Genomic DNA, 26,638 nt, shown 5'->3' with positions numbered 1-26,638 from the left:
TGCTGCGGGAGTGGAATTCTACTCAACCGCCTTCTCGAGTCAAGCCTTATTTTCAAAGGCTTTTCGAGGTTATCGACGAGGTTGTTTGCGTTGCCGCTTGCCCTGTCGATGTGGCGCATTATAGAGATCCAGCTCACATTGGCAAGGCTTTACCGCAATAAAATTGCAAAAAAGTGCAATTTATTAGTTATTCATATCAACACACAGTCTTTATACAGACTTATCCACAGGAGTGGGTGAAATGCGGGGTTTTGTCTCCGGATAAGTGCCTCACAAGAGGACAGGCACTCATCCATCATCGCCGCACCGTCGCGCCTGACGTGCAGCACCAACGGCCTTTCCTATATAAAGAGGTATATATAGCAGCGCTTATCCCAATCCAGCCTCTTTGACCCAGCACGCCATCAGCTCGGTTGCAGGAAGATCTCGACAGCCCGACACATTCTGGCCAGCCCAGAGCGGAGAGAAGCCGCTGTCACCCGTTTTTTCGGCGGCGGCGCGCAGCTGTGCCAGTGCGCCACTTGCATAGGGGAAGTGAGGGGCAAGATCCCAGAGCGGGCCCAGCTCCCTCATCAGACGGTTGACGATACCCCGAGCCGGGCGGCCGCTGAACAGATTGGTCAGTGCCGTCTGCTGGCCTTGGGGTGAATGGAGGACGGCGCGATGCAGCGCCGAGGTGGTCGCTTCATCGCAGCAGAGAAAGGCGGTGCCCATCTGCACGGCGCTGGCACCCAGCGCCAACGCGTTGGTGATCCCTTTGCCATCGACAATACCGCCTGCGGCAATCACCGGCAGATCGGTCACCGCGAGGATCTGCGTCAGCAGGGTCAAGGTGCTCTGCTGCAAGGCGAGATCATCAGAGAGGAAATGGCCGCGATGACCACCCGCCTCCAATCCCTGGGCGATGATGGCGTCGGCGCCGTGGTGAGCAAGCCATACGGCTTCAGCCACCGTGGTGGCGCTGGCAAAAACCCTGGCCCCCGCCGCTTTCACCTGAGCAAGCAGCGAGGGCGCGGGCAAGCCGAAGTGAAAGCTGACCACCGCCGGTCTGAACTCGGCCACCATGGCAGCATGCTCCTCATTGAAAGGGGCTCGGCTTGGCGCCGTCGTAACGGCTGGGGGCTGCACGCCGAACTCGGCATAGTAGGGGGCAAGGCGCTGCTGCCAGCGGGCCAATGCAACGGGATCCGGCTCCCGTTGCTGATGGCAAAAGAAGTTGATGTTAAATGGCCCAAGGCCACTTTGGGCAAGACGCCCCAGTTCGCTGCGCAGCTCCGCTGGCGTGAGCATGGCGGCAGGCAAGGAGCCCAAGCCACCCGCACGGGTCACGGCCAGCGCCAGATCGCTGCCCTGCACACCGGCCATCGGCGCCTGAATGATGGGATAACGCATTCCCAGTTCGGTAAAGAGGCTCATCCATTCACCCCGTTTGTCGCGTCCGTCGCCAGATGTGCGCGGGCCAGCGCAATGGCGCCGTCGATGGCACTGCGCGCCTGCGGGCTATTCTGCCAGCAAGTCGAGCCCAGCATGCTGGCCACCAGCTGGACGATATGGGTAGTATCGGCCTCGGCTAATCCGGCCAGGGTATGGTAGCCAAGTTGTTCGAGCCGCACGATAACGGTCGGCCCCACTCCTTTCACGCCGAGCAGCAGGGCCCGCTCTGTCGGGCCAAACCGGTTGTTGCCATCCATCTGTCAGACTCCTTTCCGATAACCTTGGTTACACATCAGGCCCGCAAGGGGCCTGATGAAGAGAGTGGAGGCTTAACGCACGCTGCGCAGCAGGAAATCCGGCTGACCGCAGGAGCGGCGCTCGCGCTTTTGCATCTCGGCGGAACAGGTGACCGCATCCGCCCCCTCTTTATTGACGCAGATGTAGATCTCCCGCAGGAAGCGGCCACCATCGGCGCAGGCCACCGTGATGTTGTCGGGTGCCAGCCACTCGTTGACGCTCGCCAGATCGGCCTTGAGCTGGAAGCTGGTTTTGCGCAGCGGCTCTTCCGGCGATTGATAGACCGCCGGGATCTTCACCTTCAGGCGCAAATCGCTCGCCAGCTGATGGAAGGCCTGCTGGCTCAGCCCGGAGCAAGTGCCGTGCTTCTCCCACTCATGGCGATAGAGAAAACGGCTGGGGTAGAGGTCGGCAAACTCGCTCTCCATATCGGGATCGAGCCGTTCGCGGGTGCAGTTGCTGGGGTAACCGCGATCGTACTGGGGCCAGAGACCGTGCAGCACAAAGCCCAGCTTGCGGGAACACTGGTCCCGATCCGCCGGTTTGACGGCACAATGCTCGGGCGACCAGGAGAGCGCCATGGCGTAATAGTCAAACTCCCCCGCCTCCCCTTTGGCCTGCACGGCCGAGGAGAGCAACAAACCACCCGCCAACAGGGCAATCATCTTCTTCATCTATATATGTCCATCTAACGCGACTCGGGATGACAGACATGCTCCCATATTCTGGCGGCGGGAAACAGCCATGCCGAGACGGTGCGCGACAAGGGTCAGACCAGTCAGGGGTTTCACCAGAGGGCGAGCAGGGGTAAGCTGACCGACCGGTAGGCTCCTCGCCCACCACCAGATAATCCTCTTGGCAACCACAGGATGTAACATGATCCGCAAGAATCCCTCCGGCCATCTGCCTGTCATCGACGAATCCGCCTATATCGACAAGACCGCCATCATCTGCGGCAAGGTGATCATCAAAGAGAATGTCTTTGTCGGCCCCTATGCGGTGATCCGCGCCGACGAGGTGGATGCTAACGGCGAGATGGAGCCCATCGTCATCGGCGCCAACTCCAACATCCAGGATGGCGTGGTGATCCACTCCAAATCCGGCGCCGCCGTCACCATCGGCGAGTACACCTCCATCGCCCACCGCTCCATCGTCCACGGGCCGTGCGAAGTGGGGAACCGGGTCTTTATCGGTTTCAACAGCGTGCTGTTCAACTGCCATATCGGCGACGGTGCCGTGGTGCGCCACAACTCGGTGATCGATGGTTGCGATCTGCCGCCGGAGTTCTACGTCCCCTCCACCACCCGCATCAACCAGCAGAGCGATCTGACCCATATTCCGCGGGTTTCGGTCGATGCTGCCGAATTCTCCGAAGACGTAGCTCACACCAATATCGATCTGGTCAAAGGGTACAAGGCGCTCTCCAACGAGTTCTGATCCCTCTTTATTTCCAGAGAACAAAACGGGCGCCGAGGCGCCCGTTTTTCATCTGACTATCTATGAAGGCTAGATGGCCCTGACGCAGGTGGCGGCATGAGCCTCATCCACCAGATCCCACAGCGGGTCGCCAGTGCTCAGATCTAGCAGCGGCAGCTCACCATCGTCATTGGCAGTCGCATCGCTGCTCCAGTAGCGGTTGTAGAGCGGCCACCCCTGCTGCTGAAGCAACTGATCCGTCGCGCCATCCTTGTTGTAGGCGGCAAACAGTGCCTCCAGCTCGGCCCGGGTTGGCAGACGCCAGTCATCATGACCACGTGCCACCAGCTGCTGGCAGTAATCCCGCGCCCGCGCCTGACCCATGGTCACATACTCCAGCGGGAAGGGATTGTAGTCACCATCGCTGTCACTGCTCACACCGTCATAGGAGATGGACAGACGCTCCGCCTCGTCCTTGGTCAACTGGCAGACAAAGACCAGCTTGCCCGCCACCAGCTCGGGTTGACGGCAGCCCCGGGCAAAATCGGGCTGGGCATCGACCACCTGCACCGTTACGGTCAACGTGTGACGAGCCGTGGTCACCACCAGTCGTGCCGTACCGACCGCCACACCGCGTACCTCGCCCTGCGGACTCACGGTGGCGAACTCCGGCTGTTCGCTGCGCCACTCAACAGGCGCACCGAGCAGGCCGAGAGAGCCATCGCTCAGTTGCCACTGCAGTTGCAGAGGGAGTGAGCGCCCCACTTCCAACTGAGGCTGGGTAGGCAGCACCGCCAATCCGGTGATCACCGCCCCCACCGGGGTCGGATCATCCGCCTCACTCACCCCCAGCTCAGCGACCGTGGCCGGGGTGCGACGCGGCTCGGCCGAGGCACTGCGCAAAAACTCGCCGATGGCATCCAGCTCGTCATTGCTGAGGCCAAGGGCATGCAGGTGATCGGAGGCTTTGGGGAAGAAGGGATCGTATTGATCCGCACCGGTCGGGAAGCCGACCCCGCTGCTCCACTTGGTCACGCCAAAGTTGTACATGGCCACCACCCCCTGCACCGAGCCGCCGATACGCTGGGCCAGGATCGGGAAGATGCCGTTGTGCATATAGGGGCCGGTAAAGGCGACGTCCCGCAAGCTGGGGGTCTTGAAGCGACCGATATCTGCCTTGTCACGGGTCTGCAGGAAGCGACCGCGATCTTCCAGCTTGCCACGACCGTAATAGGTGAGCCCCACGCTCTCGAACCCGTGCTGACTCAGCAGCGGGCCGGAGTGGCAATTCATGCAGCGGCCATCGGTGCGGTAGAGGTGCATCCCCCACAGCGCCTTGTCACTGATAGCCTGACTATCCCCTTTGACGAAGCGCTCAAAATCGCTGTCGCGGCTAATGATGGTGCGCTCGAAGGTGGCGATCGCCTTGGCGATCCGCTCCAGCGTGATCCCCTGATCGCCAAAGGCGGTGGCAAAAGCAGCCTGATAGTCGGGGCTGGCCTGCAAGCGAGCCAGCAGCTCGTCATGACTCAGCGCCATTTCGATGGGGTTCTGGATCGGGTGAAGCGACTGCTCCTCCAGCGTGGCGACCCGCCCGTCCCAAAACTGGGTCGAGCTGAAGGCGCTGTTGAGGATGGAGGGGGCGTTGCGATTACCCTTCTGGCCCAGATGACCGACCGATACGCTCAGGCCGTCGCTCCACCCCTTTTGCGGATCGTGGCAACTGGCACAGCTGATGTCCCGCCCCTTGGAAAGCTGCTTGTCGAAGAAGAGCTGTTGACCCAGCACTACCTTGGCCCGGCTATAGGGGTTGTCGGCCGGGAAAGGAACCGCCGGCAGCAGCCCCAGCTCCTGCCATTCCACCCCGTCATCCACCCGGGCGGCAGGCCATTGGGCCGATGAACCGCTGTATTGGGCGCGCAGGGCCGCCATGTCCGGCTTGCTGCTGTCGCGTACCACGGAGGGTCGCACCGGATAGGGTGCCAGCGCATACCAGAGCAGACTGCCCTCTCCCTCATCCAGCCAGATTCGGGTCGCCAGCTGATAGAGACGGGGCTGACCCGCACCATCCTGCAGCCAGAGCTGGGTGGGCAGGGGGACGGCAAAGGTATTGGGGTAACGCCATGCCGACTTGTCACTGCTCAGCAATCGCTCGAACTCGGTGAGGGTCGGCAGGCGCCAGTCGCTGCGGCCACAACCGCTCGGCACCGCCGCCAGTTGTGCTTGGCTGGCAACCGTCAACGCACTGGTGTCACTGCCATAAAGCCAGTACTGGCTGCCCTTGACCCCGCTGACTGTGCGCACATCGTGCAGGCACTGCCAGGGGCCGCGCACCACCAGCTGGCCCTGCTCATCGAGGCGCAGCAGATCCGCCGTCTCCGGCTCGTCCGGCTGGCTGGGATTGGCGGGATAGAGCTGGGTGCGAGCGGACTGGATCTGGACGCTGTTGCTGCGCTGATACCAGCTACGCGCCTGCTTGTCATCGCGCAGGGCCAGCAGCATCTGCCAGCTATCGGCATAGTCGAGCACGGCGCCCGGCTGGCGCTGGGCCAGCAGGAAGGCCGCGTAATCCTCAATGGCTGCCTGTTGCTGCACGCGGATCTCCTCTGCCCTGCCCCACTCGGCCTGACTGAGGGAACCATCTCCGCTCTGATCCGCCAGCAGGAAGAGCGCAGTCTCCTCCTCGTTCAATCCCAGCCGCGGCACGCTGTTGCGGCGCGCCAGAGTGATCCCGGCCGAGAGATCCACCACCCGCACCGATACCGCACGCAGCAGATAGCCCTCGTCGCTACCGAGCAGCTCCAGCGGCTGATCCAGTTGCAGACCTGCTGGCAAGGTGATGCTGACAAGCTGGCCCGGTTCGATGGCCTGTTGCACGCGGATCCCGGTGGCGACCTGTTTCACCTCGAGCTGTGCACCCGCCCCCAGCCGATCCGCCACATTGACCTCTATGGTCAGGGGCACCCGGGTATGAGTCGCTGTCGGTACTATGGGTGGCGTGATGGGCGGTTCAGTCGGCTTGACGACCGGCGGGGTCACCTCGGGTGAGGGGGCCACCGACGTATTGCTGTGATTGTCATTGCATGCGGTCAGGGCCAGCAGGCTGAGCAGTAAAAGGCTGGTTTTCATTCGTTATGGTTAGGTGGTCAGACAAGTGCGCGATTACCCAACCAAATACCAATCATTATCAATTGCATTCAATTAATATGCTTTTTGACAGCAACTCCTTATCAGCCAATGAGAGAGGGCAGCCTCTTTGGCTGCCCTCGCTTGCTTCAAACCCGCTTGTCGAAAGCCCGACAATCTTCAGGAGCACTTCTTCAGGCTGATATGCCAGTTGGCGCCGGATTGCACCTGATGCTTGGCGGCGAAGCTGTCCATGTTTAACGCCACCGACACCTGCAGCAGACTGTTGAGGTAGACCAGCGGCTGGCCTTCCGGCACATCGCCGAAGCTGCTGACGTAGGGTGCCTTGCCGTCATATTTGACCGCATCCCCTTCGCTGATCTTGATGCAGGCGTTATCCCCCTTGTTGATCCCCACTTTGGTCAGCAGCGCATCGTCGATATTGGTCCAGACGTTGCCGTACTGCACATCGAGGATCGGGATGGTGCCTTTGAGGGTACCATCCTTCTCGGCTACCGCAGGCTGATAGGGGATCTTCACGACCTCGGCGGGCAGCAGCGGGCCGACCTGCTCATAGCTGATAGCGCCGGAGGCGAGCCGTGCACCGGTGTAGGCGTACACATCGCGGCCGTGGAAGGTGTAGGACTTCTCGGAGCCCTTGAGGCGATTGCGCTTCTCGTCAATCTGGCGCACTGCCTCGATGCCGAAGTGCTCGGCCACCAGAGTCAACGTGCCATTGTCCGGGGTGACGATGTAGTGGCCGCTCTTGGTCTTGAGCACCACCGAGTGGCGATCGGTGCCCACGCCGGGATCCACCACGCTGACAAACACGGTGCCCTTGGGCCAATACTGCAGGGTCTGGTAGAGGCGGTAGGAGGCTTCCCAGATGTTGTAAGCCGGGATCTCGTGGGTCAGATCATAGAGCGGCAGGGTGCGATCCACCCCGAAGGCGACCCCTTTCATGGCCGACACGGCGCCATCTTTGAGGCCGAAATCGGTCTGGATCACCAGCGCTTCGTTGGCGGCGGCGATGCCGCTGGCCAGCATGAGAGCGAGCGCGATGGCGCGGGGAGCGGTGCGAATATCCATATCTGAACTCCTGAATCATCTGAGGATAACGAAACGGCAACAGCCATTTAGACATCTAGACTGCCATTGATAGATTTTTTTGCAAGGAGTTTGCACCAAAGTGAGGGGCGACTCGCAGAAATTGTGCTCGCCAAACGGCGACAGCGGGGGTATCAAAGGCAGAATGGGAAAACGTTTACAATACAGGAGCCCGGCACCATGACACAACCCGTACCCGAGATGATGACCCTGCTGCTGGAGATTGGTGAACAGAGCAGTCAGGTCTGGCTTAGCCAGCCAGATGGGGCCCCCTCACACTACCCGCTGGCCTTTGGCACCCACGCCATCCAGCCCGGACCGTTTCGCCATGCGCCGCCCACCCCGCTCGAACTGGAGCGGGCCATCATGGTGGTGGAAGATGAGCTGATGCGCATCGCCCCGCAGATCCCGCCCGGCTTGCAGCTGACCCTGCGCAGCCAGCCGTCACTGGCCGAAGTGCTGGGGGACAACCAGCTCGACCGGGATCTGGTGGAGCAGGCGTTCGGCCAGCTCGCCGCCATGGCGGAAGGGGATCCCCTCGCCACCAGCTTGCTGCCGCGTGATGAGTGCTTTGCTGCCGTGCTGCTGATCGCCAGAGAGTGGCTGCACCATCTGGCCAGCGAGAGCGTGCTGATCGTCGAATAGCTGACTACGCCGCCGCTCACCAGCGTATCCCCTCGGGAGCAACTATCCGCTCATTGCCGGCTACCACCCCGCTGTCGGCGATGAACGGCAGCGGCGGACTCTCCCGGACTTGCTTTGACGTATACTCCAGCTAATCTGGCGACCTGCCAGCAATATCACACCCTTTTCACTCTGGAGGCGCCCCTCGCCATGGCTTGGCATAAGGTTAGAATCGAACACCCCAAACTGACGCTGCTGGGGGTAACCCTGCTAATACTGACCGGATTGGGCTGCGTGTTCTATTACACCTATCAGAGCCTGCGCCACGACATGGACCTCATCACCGCCAAGCAGAAGAACGTGTTCGACGTGTTCTACCAGCGGGCCAAGATCCTCGAGGTGGAGAACATCACCAGCTATCTCGCCTACCAGCGGTCGCTGGAGACTCCCGCCCACCTCGTTCGCAACGAGTCGAACACCAACTACCTCTATGGCTACGACCTGAGAAGCAAGCACCGCTTTGCCGATGTGCCGCTGCAATACCCGGCCGCCAATCTCCTCAACACCTTTCGTTATGCCCTCTCCTATCCGGAGGTGATCAACATCTACACCATCTGGAATGACTACCGGCTGATCGGCATGGTGGCCGACAACAAGCTGCTGCCCGCCAGACTGGCGCCGATCAATCTGGATCTGATGACACTGCCCGCCTGGTATCACTACTTCGGTTGCGCCAGCTTTGCACCCGGCCGCCCCTTCTGCAGCTCCGATGAGGCCTTTGTCTCCGATATCGGTATCGACAGCTTCAGCATGCGCAAGACCATAGTGATGAGCTTCCCCTTCATTCATCAGTCGGGGCGCGGCGGCTACAAGTACGGGCTGCTTAGCATCGACATCGCCGTCGATGAGGCGTTTCGGGATGTGCTGCACCCCTTCGATACCGTCAATCCGACCCGTACAGATATCTCGTTTGAGGCTGCCGAGCCCTGCCTCCCCTGGCAGATCTGCCTGAGCAAACCCTTTATGCGCACCAAGGCAGGGGAAGATCTCTATCTGAGGTGGTCCTACTCCTGGCTCGATTTCATCCAGCTGGCCTTTCACGGCCCCGCGTTCAAGATCTATCTCATCATCATTTTGCTGGTGATGGTGGCATGGAAGCAGATCTATCAGCGGCTGCGCACCCTGGCCCATACCGATCACCTGACCCGCTTGCCACGGCGGGACATTCTCACCCAGAGGCTGCTGCACGAGCACGACTACCTGATGATCCTCGATATCGACAACTTCAAGTCGATCAATGATCTGCATGGTCATAGCATTGGCGATGCCGCACTCATCGCCTTTGCCCGCCACCTCAAGGTCAGCATTCGCAAGATCGATACCGCCATCCGCTGGGGCGGCGAGGAGTTTATCGTGCTGTTTCAGGGGATGGAGGATGACGAGATGATGATCCATTCGGCCGAGCGGCTGTTAAACGCCCCCTTGCAGATCCCCGAGTTGCCAGCCCCCATCACCTTCTCCGCCGGGGTGATCCGCATTCGCGACTACCTCACCGTCACCGAGGCGGTGCATCTGGCCGACGAGCTGCTCTACCACGTCAAACAGCATGGCAAACACAACATCGCCTGCTACAAGGGTAAAACGATCCGGCTGATCCGCCCGTTGCCGGACGACGCAGAGGCATAGCCGCCTTCTGCCGATCCCCCTGCTTCTGTTACCATCGCGGCCACGATGATTGTGTCGTTGTGGCCGCTGGCCGCGATAACCCCCTACTGGTGCCTTCTATGTCCATTGCCTCCTTTGCCGAACTGGCCCTCTCCCCCCATCTGCAGCAGACCCTGAGCGAACTCGGCTATGCCGCGCCCACCCCCATTCAGGCTCGCGCCATCCCGGTCATTCTGGCGGGGCGGGATCTGATGGCTGGCGCCCAGACCGGCACCGGCAAGACCGCCGCCTTTGTGCTGCCGCTGCTGGAGCAGTTGCTGGCGCAGCCGCAAGCAGAATCCCCACGCCCGATCCGCGCACTGGTACTGGTGCCGACCCGCGAGCTGGCGGTGCAGGTCGCCGAGAGTGTGGCGCGTTACGGGCAAGGCACCGGCCTCACCAGCACGCTGGTCTATGGCGGGGTGAGTATCGCGGCGCAGGTCGACGCGCTTCAAGCCGGGGTGGATCTGCTGATCGCCACCCCGGGCCGCCTGCTCGACCATCTGCGGCAGGGGGCCTTGAGCCTTGATAGCCTCCGCCATCTGGTGTTTGACGAGGCGGACCGCATGCTCGACATGGGCTTTATGGACGAGATCAAGGCCCTGCTGAAACAGATCCCTGCGGATCGTCAGACCCTGCTCTTTTCGGCCACCTGCGACGACAACCTGTTTGCCTTGAGCCGCGTATTGCTGCGCGACCCCGAACTGATTGAAGTGGCGCCGCGCAACACAACGGCGGCCGAGGTGGAGCAGCGGGTCTATGCGGTGGATGGCGAGCGCAAGCTGGCGTTGGTGGAATACATGATCAAGGTGAAGGACTGGGCGCCCGCACTTATCTTCAGCCGTACCCGCCAAGGGGCCGACAAGCTGGCCCAGCAGCTCGGCAAGGCGGGCATCAATGCGCTCGCCTTCCACGGCGATCTGTCGCAAGGGGCGCGGGAGAAGGTACTGCTTGAGTTTCGCGCCGGCACCCTGCAGGCGCTGGTCGCCACCGATGTGGCGGCCCGCGGCCTCGATATCTTGGATCTCAACTACGTGATTAACCTGGAGTTCCCCTTTGTGGCCGAAGATTACGTCCACCGCATCGGTCGCACCGGCCGCGCCGGCAACAAGGGGCTGGCCATCACATTGTTCAGCCCGGAAGATGCGCCGCTCTTGGAGAAGGTGGAAGCCGTGCTCGACACACGATTGCCCCAGCAGTGGTTCCCGGGCTTTGAGCCAGACCTCACCCGCTTCGAACCCGAGCCGCGCCGCAACGGCAAGGCCGCCCAGAAACAGAGAGCCAGAAAACAGGCCCTAAGCGGTAACAAGAGTGGCAAGGGCAAGCGTTAAGCCACCTCAATCCCACCAACAAAAAACGCCCGAATGGGCGTTTTTTATTATCCAATACAGACCAGCGCCACCCTTGGCGACTGAACACCTAGCGGGTCGCCAGCACCAATGGCAGGGATTTCAGGATCTGCCGCTCCGCCAGGGTGGAGAGAATAAACATCGCCATATAGCCGAGGCCGAGTGCCACGATAATGGCCACCACATTGGTGGTGAAGCGGGCTACCAGATAGTAGGCCGCCACCAGCGCCACTATGCCCGCCAGCCGGATCAGCAGGCTCTGGGTAAAGTGGCCATGGGCCTTGATATAGGCGAGCTGATAGCCGTTGAGCATCATGAAGATAAAGAAGATGGAGAAGTGGAACAGCACGGGCACGGCGCCCACATAGTCGACGGGGAACAGCAGCAACACCAGTAGCTTGCCCGCCAGCAGCATCAGCACAAAGAACACCAGACTGACGATGGCGGAGAGACGGAAGATCCAGCGGCGGATCATCCTGATCTGGCGGTGATCGCCGTTGCGCAGATTGACCGCCAGCTCCGGCAGCACAAAGCGGTAGATGGGGAAGACAAACAGAGTGGTCATATAGGTGAAGATGGGGCGCACCACCACCTGAAAATCCCCCAGCTCGTCGATGCTGAAGTGGCGGATGGTGAGCAGCACGGTGATGTAAATCATCAGGATGCTGGCCCCCGCCTCCAGCGAGGCGGTAAAGCTCTTCTTCACATAGCTCACCATCTCGGGGCCGAGCGCCACTTTGGCCAGCGGCTTGGTGGCGATAGCCCGACGCCGCGAGACATACATATAACCGGCGATGGCGAGCGAGGAGAAGGTCAGCCCGTAGAAGAGCGAAGGGAGCGCAGCCATCCCGAGCCCAAAGTAACAGGCCATAAACAGCAGGCCATTGGCCAGCGGCTCCAGCCAGGTGACCCGGTTGGAGAGCGCATACATCCGGTACATGGCCACCAGATTGGTGAAGTAGACCTTGAGCCCCAGCCCGAAGATCACCCCCACCAGTTGCAGATACTCCACCCGGATATGGAGCCCGTGCTTGATATAGGGGATCACCGTCCCCCAGGTGAGCAGCACGATGCCGATGAGGAAGTAGCGGAAGATATTGATGATGTCCCGATCGTTTTTGGTCTGGGAGTAGCTCACCACCATGGAGGAGCGAAAACCTGTCATCAGGATAAAGGAGAGGGAGATGAGGTCCACCACGCTGTTGAACAGCGCCAGCTCCCCCTTGGCGACCCACTGCGCCAGCCACACCTTGAAGGCGAAGCCGATAACGATGCTGACCAGCGAGGCCCACATCCCGGTGATAAAGGCCTGCTTGAGGCGCGCGAGAGAGGCGTATTGCATAACGAAAATGGATAACTTTCAGGGAAAAGAGAGAAGGCCATCTTATGAAAGCCCACCCGCCTTGAACAGCCTTAATCTCGCCGTGCCAACGCCCGCAATAAGCGGCCGCAGAAAAGCCGCAACAGAAAAACGCCCACTTATTTCCTGAAAGCGGGCGTTTTGTAGTGGGCCGTTATGGCGCAGAGTGCAGCAATGGCAAGGCTTGCAGGCGGTCTGTCATGCGGCGGTTATGACTGCGGCGCCGCCTTGATCAGCGCTTCATAGTGATCAATCAGCTCGGGGCCGTGCAGCGGGGAGTCGTGGCCGCCGATCACCGTCTTGATCGGCAGCTTCATCGCTTTGAGCCGTTCGATGGTCTGCGGATAGGCCTTCACATTGGCAAAGCTCAGGTTGCCCAGCTTCTCCTTGAGGATGCAGTTGCCATAGAGCACCTGCTCGTCGGGGAAGTAGACAAAGATGCCGTCTGGCGTGTGGGCCGGGCCCGCGAAGAAGGCGCGCACCTTGCCCTCTTGCAGCGTGAAGTCACCATCGTGCACCACGTTGGGCAGCACCAGCGGCAGATCCGGATACTCCGGCAGCCCCTTGCGGGTAAAGGCGATAATCTCGGCCCAATCGCTCTTCATCAGATCCCAGGTCTGGCGCGTCGCCACCACCTTGGCCCCGATGGACTTCCAGTAGGCGTTACCGCCCGCCCGATCGGTGTGGTAGTTGGTGTTGATCACCTCCAGCACCGGCTTGCTGCTGACCCGTTTGATCAGCTTGTGCAGCTCGCGGGCGGTATCCGGCGTCCAGGTCGCCCCCACCACAGTCACCCCCTTGGCCCCGAAATAGACCATGGAGTTTTCCTTTACGTAGTAGTTATCTTCAACAACATAAACCGGGCCGCTTACCTGCTTGAGGGAGATCCCCGCCGCCCGCACGCTGCCACCCCAGAAACTCGCCATCAGCACCACGGCCCCGGCCAATGTGCACTTTATCCAACCTTTCATCATCTTGCTCCCTCACTCCAACCGGCCCCTCGCCACCCCTGTGGCAAGCAGGGCCTTTTAAGCAGTGGGCAGAAGATACGGGGGATTTGTGAGGGGAAAATGAGGTTCTGTGAAGAGAAGGTGAAGTCTGGGGAAAGTCCGGGAAAATCGGCGGCCACCTCCTATTCGCGAACGTCCGAATACGCTGCGCTATTCGAACCTACAACACAGATAGCTGCCCCTCACCCTAGCCCTCTCCCGAGGGAGAGGGGATGGCCCGTGCCAATTCCACGCTACTCATATTCACCCGCACCACAGAGCCAACACACAACCAGCGGAGCATATCTGCTCCCTTCTCCCACTCTTGATCACAAACAAGGGGAGAAGGGCCGGGGATGAGGGGGAGGTAACAATAAGCCACATAATGTAGGGACGATTAGCGCAGCGTAATCGTCCGTTTACCGTGAAAATGATGATGGCAAGACTAGCAGGACACCATGGATATCAACGGCATTTCGGTAATCTTATTTCACGCTGGCCCAAGTACGCTTAGTAGCTATTCGCACTGAAGACCCTCTTGTTCTCCTCTCCACAATACCTCATTATGGCTACCGTGCTCATCCGGGTATCAATGTTGGGTCGTTGTTCATGTATACATCTAATGCTGAAATGGATTACGTTTATGCAAATAGAGAGTTCATACAAAAATAATATATGCTTGAAAATTGATTTTCAAAAAAACTCTGAAAAACCTCAACGGGTTTTTGACTCCATGAGTCTTCTAATTAGTAGCGTTGAAGAGTTCCACGAAAGTGTCTTACACGCAGTAGATACAGAAATCAGACCTTTCCTTCTATTATCAGATATTAATGAAGGATCCATAAAATCTTGGCTCACCATCAATATAGACGGTGAAATCCCTAATGAAAAGCAAAGTAAATTCATTGGGTTCATGAACTATTGTACAGAACGATTAATCACTTTTATAAAAGACAAAGATACTATAACAAATGTAGATGAATTAGACCCTCTTATAAATGAACTTCATAGAAAAGCCGATGAGCTTAGACTCGAAGAATTCCCGAATGTCCTTGACCTTAACAGATATCGATTGTTGAAATCTTATACATCCATCAGTGATGCATCAGGAAAGCTTAATGCTCATGATGATATATATGTTTTAGCAAATGGGCATACTGTAAAGCTTAATAAAAATTTCAAACTGACAAAGGATGACATTGATTTACTAATCGTGGATTCAACTCGAAGCAATATAACAAAAGAAACTCTCATCATTAAAAAAGCAGATTTCATTGGTAACTCCATGTGGGATTTTATTAAAGGGAAAACAAAAATATCAGCTAAGATGCGTGTTCCTGAATGGTTGACAGAGTTTCATAATCGGAAGGTATTAGTGGCACCTGGAGATGGCCTATTATGCGATTTAGTTACTATTGTATTTTATGATAAATATGACAAACCTGTAGAGACAAAATATGAAGTAATCAAGGTGCACAACCCTGTAGAAATGCGGTTTTATAAACAGGGGAATTTTGACTATGAAGAATAATGTCTACTCAAATGCAAGAATAACATTGCTTTCCGAGTATTTGTTTATACTTTTGCCATTTATTGTTATTGGAATGGTAAAATTATACAAATCAAGTATGGGTGACTTTTTTGCTGCTGCAGATTGGAGTTTTGCATCTGCAATCCTATTCGGCCAAGCAATAGTGAAAATTGTTAGCGCTGGTGTTATCAATAAAAACTCCGCTTCGCCAAGAATAGTTTTGATAATTACGTTGCTTTTTATAATGGGGGTCACGCCATGCTTAATTCTTATTGCGATAATTTTATTGAACGATGCCAGTTCAATTTACATAATGACCATTCAAGTAATCCTCTACATTGTTGCGACCTCTATATTCTTTTGGATTGGTTCAGCTGCACATGTAATGATTGATGAAGTATTCGAACAGAAGAAAGAAAACCCACCAGCATAGCGGGTGGGTTTGTTTTTGTTATTACCTGTCAAACTCGGAATATGTAACTCACAGCGGCAATCCCCCCAACAGCGGCCTCCGTGGCGGCACCATACGCTTGCAGCTATGGACTCAAAATCTGAGGCCACACTGCAACCGGCTCTCCTCTCACACACGCCAGCGCAGGCCAACCCGAAACTAAAATAGTGCAACCATGGCTAATAAACGGCGTTTTCACTGACGGGTATGATGCAGGCCAGATGTATCGCTTGTTAGTGAGATAAGGAACCAAGGTCATGGCTATTCATGGAGCTACCCCGGTGATGTTGAAGGCTATCGACAGCCTGCAGCTCGCCAACGTCAATCCCGGCAGCAATCAGAAGCTGGCCCTTCATCTGGGTGAAGGCAAGGAGTACAGCATTCATATCGGCAAGAGTGGGGATGTCTCCGTACAACGGGACCTGGCCCATTTAAGCACGCTGGGCCGCATCAAAAATGCGGTGATCGATTTCTTTAGCCGAGCCGCCACCAAGGGGGAGAGTGCACTCACCACCCGGGCCACTCAAATTCAGTCCGAGGTGCAGCGGCAGCTGACTGAGCTTGGCCAGATCAAGAAGCTTGTGCAGCAAGCCTTTAACCAGCCCATCAGCGAGTTCAAAAACGATGCCCAATATCTGAAGCCGGGCAGCGATCCCAAGACCGCGACTCTGGCGGATGTGACCGACGCCAACAAGAATCGGCTGGGTCTTGAGACCATGAGTGATTCCTCCCGGGAATTTGCCATGGAGCACTTCTCCAGTTTTATCAACGGGAGAGACGCCATCTTCGGCCTGCTGAGTTCCCGTGCCATCGAGCAGACCACTACGTTGTTCGCCTCGCTGAGCAACGATCCCAAGGCATTGCAAGAGGCATTGAAGGTGCAGAGTCAGGAGTCTGAGGTGTTCAACACCAAGGTCAATGCCGAGTTCAATCGCAGCTTCGGCCAGCTGTTTGAGCAAAGAGCCACCGCCGAGCTGGACGCCCTGACCGAGGCAAACACCCGCGCCAACGAAACCTCACAGCTGGTCGAAGAGCACACAGGCTCATCGGACGGGGAGAACGCCCCCGCCAAAATGAAGAAAAGCGTGTGCTTTAACGACAACCCGGTGAGCGATGTTCGGGTGTTCGAGCTGGAAGAGGGTCGAGCACTCAATATCAAGGTGTAACCCTTGCAGTGAATATGGATGACGGCCCTGCCCGCTCGGTGGCGGGGCCGTCTCTTGGTGATCTTGCCCTGCCCCTTCGAAGACGACCGGGCAACCGGACTGGAGTGTTGTGTTGGATATCTATCAGAAAATCCTGGCCGAGCTGTCGGTCGAACCGCTGGCCTTCGATGAAAACGGCGTCTGCACGTTCGAGATCCAGCGGGCAGCAGAGGAGGCGACAGCCCCCTTTGTGGTCAATATCGTGGCTCAACCCGACGAGATGGCGCTGGTACTCTCGGTGACCACGGCGAGCGATCTTCCCGAGCGTCTGTCTCGCGAGTTGTTCCTGCGTTTTGGCGAGCATGCCCTCGCCCCCTTGCGCCATTGCTACGGGGTCGGCATCTATCCTGGCACCGAGCGGGTATCGTTTTTCTCCCGGATCGCGCTGGAGAGCTATCGCCCGCAGCAGATCAGGGAGCGCCTCGCCGATCTGCTGGAAAAGGCCCACGAGTGGGAGGCCAGCTTGTCCCAAGAGGAGCAGACCCCGCATGTGACAAAGAGCGAGATGGGTGCGGGCCAGAACATCCGGGTGTGATGGCCACAGCCAGAAAATGGATACAAAAAAGAGGGAGGCATGATGCCTCCCTCTCTCTTTATCCCTGATTTCTCGCGGACAGGGCGCTAAAGCAATCAGGCCAGCTGTAACGATCAAGCCAACGGCGGCGTGCGTGGCGGCACCCTGCGCTTGCTGCCGGTGGACTCGAAGGCCGAGGCGAAGCGCAGCAGGTTGTTGTCGTCATAGGCGCGACCGGCAAAGGTCAGCCCCACCGGCATGCCGATATCGGCCATGATGCCCATGGGGACGGTAACGGTCGGCACGCCGAGGTGGCGAATGGCGAGGTTGCCGTTGGCAACCCAGATGCCATTGCTCCAGGCGATATCGGCGGAGGCCGGATTCACGTCCGCGTCAGCCGGGCCGACATCGGCCACGGTGGGGAACAGCACGGCGTCGAGCTTGAGCTCGTCCATCCAGTCCTCCAGATCCAGCTTGCGGGTCTGCTCCAACCCGCGCAGGCCGTCCGGCACTGTGGCGATCTCGTCCCAGGATTTCAGGCCGCGCTTGGCCATATTGACGTACTCGTCCATGCCCGCTGCCAGATCACCCTCGCGGTTCGGCAGGGTGCCCGGATCGTGGGGGAAGATCTGGGGGCCATCGACATCGGCCAGCTTGTTGAGCTTGGGATCGCCATTGGCGCGCAGGAAGTCGTCGAACGCCCAGCCGGAGAGCTCCCACAGCTCGTCGTTGAGAAACTCCGGGCTCACGATGCCGCGATTGAACACGGTCGGCGTACCGGGTCTGTCCCCTTCGCAGTTGGAGACCAGCGGGAAGTCCACTTCGATGACTTCCGCTCCAGCGGCTTCCAGCGCCTGACGGGCCAGCTCCCACAGGGCGATCACGGTCGGACGGGTATGGATGCGCTGACCGGTCGGGCCGCCGATACCGGGGTTTTCGCTGGTACCAGCCAGTTCATCCTTGTTGATAAACATGCGCGGCACGCCGAGGCGCTTGCCCTTGAGGGCATCGGGCTTGGCAGCCAGATCCAGATAGGAGGCCGGACGCACTTCGGAGGCCTTGGGCAGCTGCACCCAGGGCTGCATGCGCCACAGATCGCCACGGGGATCGCTATCGTCAGCCACCACTACATCCAGCACTTCCAGCAGATCGTTCATGGTGCGGGCATAAGGCACCACCACATCCATGGTCGGAGTCAGCGGCCAGTTGCCGCGCACCGAGATGACGCCACGGGACGGGGTGTAGGCACACAGACCGTTGTTGGAGGCAGGGCCACGGCCGCTCGACCAGGTCTCTTCGGCCAGACCGAAGGCGGAGAAGCTGGCGGCGGTGGCAGTACCGGCGCCGTTGGAGGAGCCGGAGGCAAACGGCGCAGTCAGGTAGTCGGCGTTGTAGGGGCTCTCGGCACGGCCATAGACGCCGCGCTGCATGCCGCCATTGGCCATCGGCGGCATATTGGTTTTGCCAAGGCAGATGGCACCGGCGGCGCGCAGGCGCTCAACGGTAAAGGCATCGCGCTGGGCCACCAGATCCTTGAAGGCCGGGCTGCCGGAGGCGGCAGTCAGCCCCTTGACCAGATAGCTGTCTTTGGCGGTGTAGGGGATGCCGTCGAGCGGGCCCAGAGTCTCGCCACGGGCACGGCGGGCATCGGAAGCTTCGGCTTCTTTCAGCGCATCGGGATTGGCGACCACCACGGCATTGAGTTTGGTGGCAGTCTCGGGGCCATTGTAGGCCTCGATCCGGGCCAGATAGGCCTTGACCAGTTCGACCGCTGTGGTGCGGCCTGATTCGAGCGCGGCACGCAGTTCGGCAATGGAAACCTCGGTCACTTCGATCATGGGGATCTCCTGTAAAGGGTGACGGTGTGCAATATCGGCTAACGCAGCCATATCGCAGCTAATCGCTTCAGGGTGATCGCCGCCGCTACAACGCCCGACCACCCGCATATCAAGGGACAAAACCCCACGATGTGGGGTTTTGTCGAGCTAATCGCGCCTACGGCTTATTTCCCGGAGGGGATCTGCTGGGTAATGCAGTGGATATTGCCACCGCCCAGCAGGATCTCGCGAGCCGGTACGCCGATCACGGTGTGATCCGGGAAGATCTCTTCCAGAATGCGCTGGGCTTCGCCATCGGTGGCTGCATCCAGCAGCGGGTAGACAATGCGATCGTTGGTGATGAGGAAGTTCACGTAGGAACCGGCCAGACGGCCTTCGGCCTCGCGCGGCACACCGCTGCCGCACTCGACGCCGGCAGACTCCTCTTCGGTGCAGTAGAGCGGGCCCGGCTGGGGCAGCTTCCAGATTTTGAGCTTGCGACCCTTGGCATCGACTGCCGCTTCCAGCACCTTGAGGGCGGCCACGGAGCGGGCGTACTGGGGATCGTTCTGGTCGTCGGTCCAGTGCAGCGCCACTTCACCCGGACGCACGAAGCAGCACATGTTGTCGATGTGGCCGTCGGTTTCGTCCATGTAGACGCCTTCGTCCAGCCAGATAAAGCTGGTGACGCCCAGATAGTCGCGCAGGTGAGCTTCGATCTGCTCTTTGCTCAGGTGCGGGTTGCGGTTTTCGTTGAGCAGGCACTCGGCGCTGGTCAGGCAGGTGCCTTCGCCATCGACGTGGATGGAACCCCCTTCCAGAATGAGCGGCGCGTCGTAGCGAGCCATACCGTGCTGGGCCAGCATCTGGGCAGCGACCTCTTCATCCTGATTCCACGGGTAGTAGAGACCGCCCTTGTGACCGCCCCAGGCATTGAAGCCCCAATCCACGCCACGGCACTCGCCGGCAACGTTGGTCACAATGGTGGGGCCTGTATCGCGGGCCCAGCAGTCATCGCTGTTCATTTCGACTAGGGTCACGTGGGCGGGCATGATGGCGCGAGCCTGCTCCATAAACTGGGCAGGCACCCCCATAAAGACCGGGGTGGCGCCGCCGATGGCATCCGCTACCTTGGCAAAGACAGGCTGGGCGAAGCGACCGGCTTCACGCCAGTTGTCAGGGCGAAACGGCCAGATCATCCAGACGGCCTGCTGGTGCGCCCACTCGGCGGGCATGGTGAAGCCGTCGGCGGCCGGCGTGGAATGAATGGTCTTGATGCTCATCGCAAGGCTCCTTGCATGGATTGAGGCCCCCATTTACGCCAACACGGCGCGGGAATCCTGGAAAAATAACAGTGGGTCGCACAGTAAGACGTTGCGCCCATATCCATCAAATGAATAGGATGGATTGTCCCATAAACACGGCGAATAATCCCCCCATGAAACTGCACCAGCTCGACCTCAATCTGCTGCTCGCGTTTGACGCCCTGATGACGCAAGGGAGCGTCACCCGCGCCGCCGAAGCGCTCTTTATCAGCCAGCCCGCCATGAGCCACTCCCTTAACCGGCTACGCACCTTTCTCGGCGACCCGCTGCTGGTGCGTACCCCGCAGGGGATGCTGCCGACCCCGCGCGCCCAGCGGCTGCATCTCGGGGTGCAGCAGGCGCTGCGGCTGCTGGAGCAGCAGCTCACCGAGGAAGAGGAGTTCGAGCCGATCCATTCCAGGCGCCGTTTCGTGCTCTGCACCACAGATTACGTGGAGTGCGTGCTGATCCCGCCGCTTATTCAGCGGCTCAGGCGGCTGGCGCCGGGGGTCACCATCGAGATCCGCATCCTGCGCGACACCCTGCCCGAAGCCGAGCTGGCAAGCGGCGAGATCGATCTGGTGCTGGGGTTTGACGAGTACATGCAGGTGCCGGGGTATCTCGGCAAGGAGACCTGGCTCACCGAGCCGCTGGCTGGGCTAGTGCGCGCCGATCTGCCGATTGCCAAATCGGCCCCCGCCGGCGCCGAGGATGACCCATCCCTGTGGATGGAGCGCATCACCCTGCAGCAGCTGATCGCCATGCCCCACGTGTTCCACTCACCGCTCGGCACCTCGGAGGCGAGCCTCGACCGCTATCTGAAGAGTCAGGGCTTTAGCCGCACCATCTCGGTTAACAGCCAGAGCTATATGTCCGCCGCCGCCATCGTCAGCCAGAGCGATCACCTGCTGGTTCTGCCCAGCATGGTGGCCGAGCTGCTCGCCAGCCACTGGCCGCTGAAAAGCCTGCCGCTGCCCGAAGACGTGCCGGATTACCACCTAAACTGCGTCTGGCACCCCGTGCACGCGCAGCAACCGGCGCTGGTGTGGCTGAAAGATTTGATGAAGGAGCTGGTGGGGCCGAGGTAAGCCCGCTGCGTCTGGCACCAAAGGTTGATGCAAGGACTGAGACCAGAAACAACAGTGGCTCCCTCGGGAGCCACTGTTGTTTCTGCGGTATCGCGTTACGCCCGCAGGGCCCGCATCAGTTGAGCGACTACGTCGTCGAGCAAAACACGATCGGGGCGACACTGAGCGAAGGTGACCAGCCCTTGCAGGTTGATCAGCAGCAGGGCGGTGAGGGTGCGGATATTGCTATCAGGGGCTAGCTCGCCCTTTGCCTGCGCCTGCGTCAGCAACTCGGCCAGGTCCTGCTCCAGCTCGCCGTAGATCCCCTTGACCCGCTGGGTCAGCTCCTCATCCTGCTCGCTCAACTCCATCATGGTGCGGGTCACCAGACAGGAGCCGCAGAGCGCCTCTCCCACAATTCCGTCGAGATAAGCAGCAAGGCCCGCCAGCGGGCTCGGGTTGTCGAGCAAGGCGCGGCGCAGGGTGCGTTTGCCCTCGACATAGTGATCCACCGCCGCCAGCAGCAAGCCGCGCTTGTTGCCGAAGGCGCCGTAGATGCTGCCAGGATGCAGGCCGGTGGCGGCCACCAGCTCCTGCATGGTGGTCTTGGCGTACCCCTTGGCACGAAACGCTTCCATGGCATTTCGCAGCACCTCGTCCCGATCAAACTCGGCTATGCGCATGGTTCCTCCCGTGGGAAATGGTTCACCGGCAAGGGGCAAACAGGCCCGCCGATAAAGAGTGGCTGGAAAGGGCGGCAAGTTTACCCCAGCCGCCCGCTCGGGCCAACCTTCTTGAACGCGCATTCAAAAAAAGCTTGCGCCCGACGCAAAAAACGTCTTGAATGCACATTCAAGAATAACCCGTTCAGGACAAACTATCATGAATACCCTGTTTCAGCCGTATCGACTCAATGACACTCTGACCCTGGCCAACCGCTTCATGATGGCCCCGCTCACCCGCTGCATGGCAGGCCCCGGTCTGGTGCCGACCGAGCAGATGGCTGCCTATTACGGCCGCCGCGCCGACATCGGCCTGATTGTTTCCGAGGCCGTCATCATTCGCCCCGACGGGCAGGGCTACCCCAATACCCCGGGCCTCTTTACCCAGGCGCAGATCGATGGCTGGAAGAAAGTGACCAGCGCCGTGCACGCCAAAGGCGGCAAGATCTTCGCCCAGCTGTGGCATGTCGGTCGCCTCTCCCACCCCTTCTTCCATCAGGCTGAAGTGCTTGCCCCCTCTGCCGTGGCGCACGAGGGCACTGTGCCCCGCATGCGCGAGCTGACCTATCAGGTGCCACGCGCCCTGACCGAGGCCGACATCGCCCAGCTGGTGCAGGATTACGCCCAGGCCGCTGCCAACGCCATCGAAGCGGGCTTCGACGGAGTGGAGATCCACGGTGCCAACGGCTACCTGATCGATCAGTTCCTGCACCACTCCACCAACCTGCGCACCGACAACTACGGCGGCAGCCCGGAAAAGATGAGCCGTTTCGCGCTGGAAGTGGTCGATGCCATCAGCGCCCGTATCGGCGGTGATCGGGTTGGCATTCGCCTCTCCCCGGGTGCCTATGTCCATCTGGCGGGCAGCCCGGAAGATCGCGCCGTGTTCGACTATTTGCTGGCCGAGCTCAACGATCGCCCGCTGGCCTATATCCACCTCGGCATCTTCGATGACAACCTCACCTTCGATTATCTGGGTGGCCGCGCCTCCGACTATCTGCGCGCCCACTACAAGGGCAATCTGGTCGGGGTGGGCAACTACGACGCCGAGCGCGCCGCCGCGGCCATCGAGGCCAACCGCTTCGATCTGGTGGCCATCGGTCGTCCGCTCATCGCCAACCCGGACTATCTCGCCAAGGTGAAGAAGGGCGAAGCGCTGGTGCCCTACGCCGACACCATGCTGGCCGAGCTGGTATAACCACGCCGCCATCGCCAGACGACAGGCAATAAAAAACGAGGGGAGCGATTGCTCCCCTCGTGCTATTCACTTGTTCAGCCGTTTGTTGTCAGCCGGCAGCCACCGTGATCAGGTGCGAAACAGCGCCTCGATGGAAAGCCCCTGGCTCAGCAGGATCTCCCGCAGGCGGCGCAGTCCCTCGACCTGGATCTGACGCACCCGCTCGCGGGTCAGACCAATCTCGGCCCCCACATCCTCGAGGGTGGCCGGCTCATAGCCCAGCAGACCGAAACGACGGGCCAGCACTTCCCGCTGCTTGGGATTGAGCTCTTCCAGCCAGTGCACAATGCTGGCGCGCATGTCGTCATCCTGGGACTCCAGCTCCGGCCCCATGCCGCGTTCGTCGGAGAGCACATCCAGCAGCGCCTTGTCGCGATCGCCACCGATGGGGGTATCTACCGAGGTGATCTTCTCGTTGAGCTTGAGCATGCGGTTCACACTGTCCACCGAACAATCCAGCGCAAAGGCGATATCCTCGGCGGTCGGTTCATGATCGAGACGGTGCGAGAGTTCACGCGCGGTGCGCAGGTAAACGTTTAACTCCTTGACCACATGAATGGGCAGACGGATGGTGCGGGTCTGGTTCATGATGGCCCGCTCAATAGTCTGGCGGATCCACCAGGTGGCGTAGGTGGAGAAACGGAAGCCGCGCTCGGGGTCGAACTTCTCGACCGCGCGGATAAGACCGAGGTTGCCCTCTTCGATGAGATCCAGCAGCACCAAGCCGCGGTTGTTGTAGCGACGGGCGATTTTCACCACCAGTCGAAGGTTGGACTCGATCATGCGCTTGCGGGCTGCTTTGTCACCCCGCAAGGCACGACGGGCGTAGTAGACTTCCTCTTCGGCAGTGAGCAGCGGGGAAAAACCAATCTCCCCCAGATAGAGTTGCGTGGCATCCATCACCTTGTTCAGTTCCGGTGCCAGCAACTCATCGGAGATAGTCTCTTCCACCTCGGCGACTACCTCATGCAACTCTTCTACTTCTTCTTCGTTCGATTCGGGTTCAGCGTCAAACTCTAACTCTGCATCCTGCATTACCAGTTGTTCTTGGCTCATGGTGTGTCTCCCTGACGTTACCAGAGTAAGACGGTCTCTCTGGGGTTAACGCTTTGGCAAATAGCTCATCGGATTGATCGATTTGCCTCGGTACCGGATCTCGAAATGCAATCGCACATCCGGCGCGTCCGTGCTACCCATGTTGGCAATGACCGAGCCCCCCTTGACGCTGTCCCCTTCCTTCACCCGCAACTCGTCGTTGTGTGCGTAAGCGGAGAGATAGTCATCATCATGCTTGAGGATGATCAGCTTGCCGTACCCCCTTAAAGCACTGCCAGCGTATACCACTTTACCACCGCTGGCGGCGTAGACGGGTTGCCCCTTCTGGCCGGCTATGTCGATACCCTTGTTACCCTGTTCTGCAACAGAGAACCCCTCGACGATCCGGCCTTTTGCGGGCCAGTGCCAAGCAAGTCTCGACTGGGAGTTGTTTGTTTTTTGTTCTTTGGTCTGAGCGTATTCCTTCGGTGCTGCCGGAGCAACGGATTTCTGAGCGATGAATGGCGTGGTCTGACCAGATCCGCTCGGCTCGGCCAACGGACGCGGTCCGCTGCTCGGACGGCTCACTGCCACTGGCGTCACGGTTGCCGGACGAGTCGCAGCCACCATCTGGGTCGAACCACCGCCAGCAGTCTGGACGTTGAGTACCTGACCCGGCTGCAGCGCATAGGGGGCGCTCAGATTGTTGCTCTGGGCCAGCACCTGCGGCGTCATGCCGAACTGGCGGCCGATGCTGCTCAGGGTATCGCCGCGGCGTACCTCATAGGTACCGGCACTTCTGCTGCTGGTCACCGCAGAGCCCGACGCGTCAAGACGCAGCCGCTGCCCGGGGTAGATATTGTAGGGCGGGCTGATGTTGTTGAGACTGGCCAGCGACGGCACGTCATTGCCGGAGTTGAAGGCGATGGAGTAGAGGGTATCGCCCCGCTTCACCACATAGCTGCCGCCCTGAATGGGGGCGCTGAGCTGAGTGCCGCTCTGGCGAGCCGGAATGGTCGAGACGAACTGATCATCACCTACCCCATCCACCGGAGCTGCATTTTTACTGGAGGAGCAGGCAAGCAGCAGCCATGACAACACCACGACACTGCTTCCTTGCCAAATACGCGAACGCATAATGGATCCTTAACGACTAAACCAGAAATAGGCCACAACGGCCAGACCAATACAGAGCCAACCGAGCACATCCACGTAGTGCATCAGTTTGCGTTCCATCTTCTCGCCACCCCAGCGCATCAGGCCCGCCACCAGGAAAAAGCGCATGCCACGACCGATGAGGGAGGTGATGATGAAGGGCAGCAGAGCCATTTGCAACAACCCTGCCGTCACGGTAAACACCTTGTAGGGGATAGGGGTGAAGCTGGCAATGAAAATGACCCAGATCCCCCACTGCTCAAACCAGTGGCGGGCGATCCCGATCTTGTCCTGATAGCCGACAGACTCCACCAGTGGCAGCACCACCGGATCCCACAGGGCATAGCCAAGGGCGTAACCGAACAGCGCACCCAGCACCGAGAAGAGGGTTGCCAACCCGGCGTAGTGCCACGCCTTGTGCGGCTTGGCGAGCGCCATTGGCGCCAGCATCACGTCCACCGGGATCGGCCAGAACACCGACTCGATAAAAGCGGTGATGGAGAGATACCAGGGAGCATGCTTGTGGCGGGCCCACTGCATCACCAGTACGTACAAACGGGAAAACAACTTCACTCAACATCTCCGTCAATCAGGGGAACAAAACGTACCGGCTCCAGAATACGGCTGGTCAGCTGGGAGCCGGATCGTTCGATCAGCTGCAGGGTCTGCTGGCTGTCACCCACGGGCAACACCAGTCGGCCCCCTTCGGCCAGCTGATCGGTCAGTGCCGTGGGGATCTCGCTCGCCGCGGCCGTCACCAGAATGGCGTCATAAGGCCCTTTGTTGGGCCACCCCAGCCAGCCGTTGCCGTGCTTGGCCGAGACATTGTGCAGATCGAGCTGGCGCAGTCGGCGCCGGGCCTGGAACTGCAGCGACTTGATCCGCTCAACGGTATAAACATGCTCCACCAGATGGGCGAGGATCGCCGTCTGGTAACCGGAGCCAGTGCCAATCTCCAGCACATGGGCCGGATCATTTTGCATCAGCAACTCGGTCATTCGCGCCACCATATAGGGCTGCGAAATGGTCTGGCCGTGGCCAATGGGCAGGGCGGTGTTGTCCCACGCCTTGTGCGCCATAGCCTCGTCCACGAACAACTGGCGCGGCACTTTCGCGATGGTCGCCAGCACGCGAAAATCGCGAATATCCTGCGCAATGAGCTGATTTAACAGGCGCTGTACTATCACACCACCC

Annotated in this window: 24 protein-coding genes; 10 read left to right on the top strand and 14 right to left on the bottom strand. The window is 59.5% G+C overall.

Annotated elements, in window-relative coordinates:
- Nucleotides 1–369 precede the first annotated feature (369 nt).
- The 3 genes from OKC27_RS15685 to OKC27_RS15675 form a co-directional block, all read right to left on the bottom strand.
- A complete protein-coding gene (locus tag OKC27_RS15685) occupies nt 370–1,416 on the bottom strand; it encodes an NAD(P)H-dependent flavin oxidoreductase (protein ID WP_182938160.1) in 1,047 nt (348 codons plus the stop codon).
- Complete coding sequence (locus OKC27_RS15680; RefSeq protein WP_182938161.1) at nt 1,413–1,691, bottom strand: helix-hairpin-helix domain-containing protein; 279 nt, start codon at nt 1,689–1,691, stop codon at nt 1,413–1,415. The genes OKC27_RS15685 and OKC27_RS15680 overlap by 4 nt, the downstream gene beginning before the upstream one ends.
- A gap of 72 nt (nt 1,692–1,763) precedes the next feature.
- Nucleotides 1,764–2,405 carry a ribonuclease T2 family protein gene (locus tag OKC27_RS15675; RefSeq protein WP_182938162.1) on the bottom strand — a complete coding sequence of 214 codons (642 nt, stop codon included), beginning with the start codon at nt 2,403–2,405 and terminating at the stop codon, nt 1,764–1,766.
- Between the two features lie 202 nt (nt 2,406–2,607).
- On the opposite strand from OKC27_RS15675, the gene OKC27_RS15670 reads away from it, so the two are divergent.
- On the top strand, nt 2,608–3,168 hold the full coding sequence (locus tag OKC27_RS15670) for a gamma carbonic anhydrase family protein (RefSeq protein WP_005343397.1): 561 nt from the start codon (nt 2,608–2,610) through the stop codon (nt 3,166–3,168).
- A gap of 69 nt (nt 3,169–3,237) precedes the next feature.
- On the opposite strand, the gene OKC27_RS15665 is transcribed toward OKC27_RS15670, so the two are convergent.
- Complete coding sequence (locus OKC27_RS15665) at nt 3,238–6,276, bottom strand: cytochrome c peroxidase (RefSeq protein ID WP_182938163.1); 3,039 nt, start codon at nt 6,274–6,276, stop codon at nt 3,238–3,240.
- Between the two features lie 177 nt (nt 6,277–6,453).
- A complete protein-coding gene (locus tag OKC27_RS15660; protein ID WP_139707551.1) occupies nt 6,454–7,362 on the bottom strand; it encodes an SAM hydrolase/SAM-dependent halogenase family protein in 909 nt (302 codons plus the stop codon).
- Nucleotides 7,363–7,560: 198 nt separating this feature from the next.
- Between OKC27_RS15660 and OKC27_RS15655 the strand changes: the two genes are divergently transcribed.
- From OKC27_RS15655 to OKC27_RS15645, 3 genes are all read left to right on the top strand, one after another.
- The gene (locus tag OKC27_RS15655) at nt 7,561–8,025 is read left to right on the top strand and encodes a hypothetical protein (RefSeq protein ID WP_182938164.1); all 465 of its coding nucleotides are present in this window, start codon (nt 7,561–7,563) and stop codon (nt 8,023–8,025) included.
- A 189-nt stretch (nt 8,026–8,214) separates the two neighbouring features.
- On the top strand, nt 8,215–9,690 hold the full coding sequence (locus OKC27_RS15650; RefSeq protein ID WP_182938165.1) for a GGDEF domain-containing protein: 1,476 nt from the start codon (nt 8,215–8,217) through the stop codon (nt 9,688–9,690).
- 98 nt (nt 9,691–9,788) lie between these two features.
- A complete protein-coding gene (locus OKC27_RS15645) occupies nt 9,789–11,039 on the top strand; it encodes a DEAD/DEAH box helicase (protein ID WP_182938166.1) in 1,251 nt (416 codons plus the stop codon).
- A gap of 88 nt (nt 11,040–11,127) precedes the next feature.
- Here OKC27_RS15645 and OKC27_RS15640 read toward each other — a convergent pair whose 3' ends face one another.
- Both OKC27_RS15640 and cphA read right to left on the bottom strand, forming a co-directional pair.
- The gene (locus OKC27_RS15640) at nt 11,128–12,399 is read right to left on the bottom strand and encodes a hypothetical protein (RefSeq protein WP_182938167.1); all 1,272 of its coding nucleotides are present in this window, start codon (nt 12,397–12,399) and stop codon (nt 11,128–11,130) included.
- Between the two features lie 227 nt (nt 12,400–12,626).
- Nucleotides 12,627–13,391: a CphA family subclass B2 metallo-beta-lactamase gene (gene cphA / locus OKC27_RS15635; RefSeq protein ID WP_442866075.1), complete on the bottom strand. Its 765-nt coding sequence runs from the start codon at nt 13,389–13,391 to the stop codon at nt 12,627–12,629.
- A gap of 658 nt (nt 13,392–14,049) precedes the next feature.
- Here cphA and OKC27_RS15630 point away from each other — a divergent pair.
- The 4 genes from OKC27_RS15630 (at nt 14,050) to OKC27_RS15615 (ending at nt 17,128) form a co-directional block, all read left to right on the top strand.
- On the top strand, nt 14,050–14,937 hold the full coding sequence (locus OKC27_RS15630) for a hypothetical protein (protein WP_182938169.1): 888 nt from the start codon (nt 14,050–14,052) through the stop codon (nt 14,935–14,937).
- Nucleotides 14,927–15,370 (top strand): hypothetical protein, encoded by a 444-nt coding sequence (locus tag OKC27_RS15625; RefSeq protein WP_182938170.1) that lies wholly within the window; start codon nt 14,927–14,929, stop codon nt 15,368–15,370. Before OKC27_RS15630 ends, OKC27_RS15625 begins: the two co-directional genes overlap by 11 nt.
- Before the next feature lie 275 nt (nt 15,371–15,645).
- A complete protein-coding gene (locus OKC27_RS15620; RefSeq protein WP_182938171.1) occupies nt 15,646–16,554 on the top strand; it encodes a hypothetical protein in 909 nt (302 codons plus the stop codon).
- Nucleotides 16,555–16,666: 112 nt separating this feature from the next.
- Nucleotides 16,667–17,128 carry a CesT family type III secretion system chaperone gene (locus OKC27_RS15615; protein ID WP_182938172.1) on the top strand — a complete coding sequence of 154 codons (462 nt, stop codon included), beginning with the start codon at nt 16,667–16,669 and terminating at the stop codon, nt 17,126–17,128.
- Between the two features lie 113 nt (nt 17,129–17,241).
- Here OKC27_RS15615 and OKC27_RS15610 read toward each other — a convergent pair whose 3' ends face one another.
- Both OKC27_RS15610 and aguA read right to left on the bottom strand, forming a co-directional pair.
- The gene (locus OKC27_RS15610) at nt 17,242–18,945 is read right to left on the bottom strand and encodes an amidase (protein ID WP_182938173.1); all 1,704 of its coding nucleotides are present in this window, start codon (nt 18,943–18,945) and stop codon (nt 17,242–17,244) included.
- Nucleotides 18,946–19,109: 164 nt separating this feature from the next.
- On the bottom strand, nt 19,110–20,207 hold the full coding sequence (gene aguA / locus OKC27_RS15605) for an agmatine deiminase (RefSeq protein WP_182938174.1): 1,098 nt from the start codon (nt 20,205–20,207) through the stop codon (nt 19,110–19,112).
- 155 nt (nt 20,208–20,362) lie between these two features.
- Here aguA and OKC27_RS15600 point away from each other — a divergent pair, with 155 nt between their 5' ends.
- On the top strand, nt 20,363–21,316 hold the full coding sequence (locus OKC27_RS15600) for a LysR family transcriptional regulator (protein WP_182938175.1): 954 nt from the start codon (nt 20,363–20,365) through the stop codon (nt 21,314–21,316).
- A 95-nt stretch (nt 21,317–21,411) separates the two neighbouring features.
- Here the strand turns inward: OKC27_RS15600 and OKC27_RS15595 are convergent, their stop codons facing one another.
- Nucleotides 21,412–21,978: a TetR/AcrR family transcriptional regulator gene (locus tag OKC27_RS15595; protein WP_182938176.1), complete on the bottom strand. Its 567-nt coding sequence runs from the start codon at nt 21,976–21,978 to the stop codon at nt 21,412–21,414.
- 199 nt (nt 21,979–22,177) lie between these two features.
- Here OKC27_RS15595 and OKC27_RS15590 point away from each other — a divergent pair, with 199 nt between their 5' ends.
- A complete protein-coding gene (locus OKC27_RS15590; protein ID WP_182938177.1) occupies nt 22,178–23,215 on the top strand; it encodes an alkene reductase in 1,038 nt (345 codons plus the stop codon).
- 108 nt (nt 23,216–23,323) lie between these two features.
- On the opposite strand, the gene rpoS is transcribed toward OKC27_RS15590, so the two are convergent.
- The 4 genes from rpoS to OKC27_RS15570 are packed head-to-tail and all read right to left on the bottom strand — an operon-like array spanning nt 23,324 to nt 26,631.
- Nucleotides 23,324–24,310 carry an RNA polymerase sigma factor RpoS gene (rpoS, locus tag OKC27_RS15585; protein WP_182938178.1) on the bottom strand — a complete coding sequence of 329 codons (987 nt, stop codon included), beginning with the start codon at nt 24,308–24,310 and terminating at the stop codon, nt 23,324–23,326.
- A 45-nt stretch (nt 24,311–24,355) separates the two neighbouring features.
- Nucleotides 24,356–25,426: a peptidoglycan DD-metalloendopeptidase family protein gene (locus OKC27_RS15580; RefSeq protein WP_182938179.1), complete on the bottom strand. Its 1,071-nt coding sequence runs from the start codon at nt 25,424–25,426 to the stop codon at nt 24,356–24,358.
- Between the two features lie 9 nt (nt 25,427–25,435).
- Nucleotides 25,436–26,017, bottom strand: a complete 582-nt coding sequence (locus tag OKC27_RS15575) for a YqaA family protein (RefSeq protein ID WP_042656469.1) — start codon at nt 26,015–26,017, stop codon at nt 25,436–25,438.
- On the bottom strand, nt 26,014–26,631 hold the full coding sequence (locus tag OKC27_RS15570) for a protein-L-isoaspartate(D-aspartate) O-methyltransferase (protein ID WP_033138377.1): 618 nt from the start codon (nt 26,629–26,631) through the stop codon (nt 26,014–26,016). The genes OKC27_RS15575 and OKC27_RS15570 overlap by 4 nt, the downstream gene beginning before the upstream one ends.
- Nucleotides 26,632–26,638 lie beyond the last annotated feature (7 nt).

Origin of the sequence: Aeromonas sp. QDB62, from assembly GCF_027705695.1 — a bacterium.
Taxonomy (GTDB): domain Bacteria; phylum Pseudomonadota; class Gammaproteobacteria; order Enterobacterales; family Aeromonadaceae; genus Aeromonas; species Aeromonas allosaccharophila.
The sequence above is the reverse complement of the archived record's forward strand: the minus strand, read 5'-3'. Positions and strand labels throughout refer to the sequence as shown.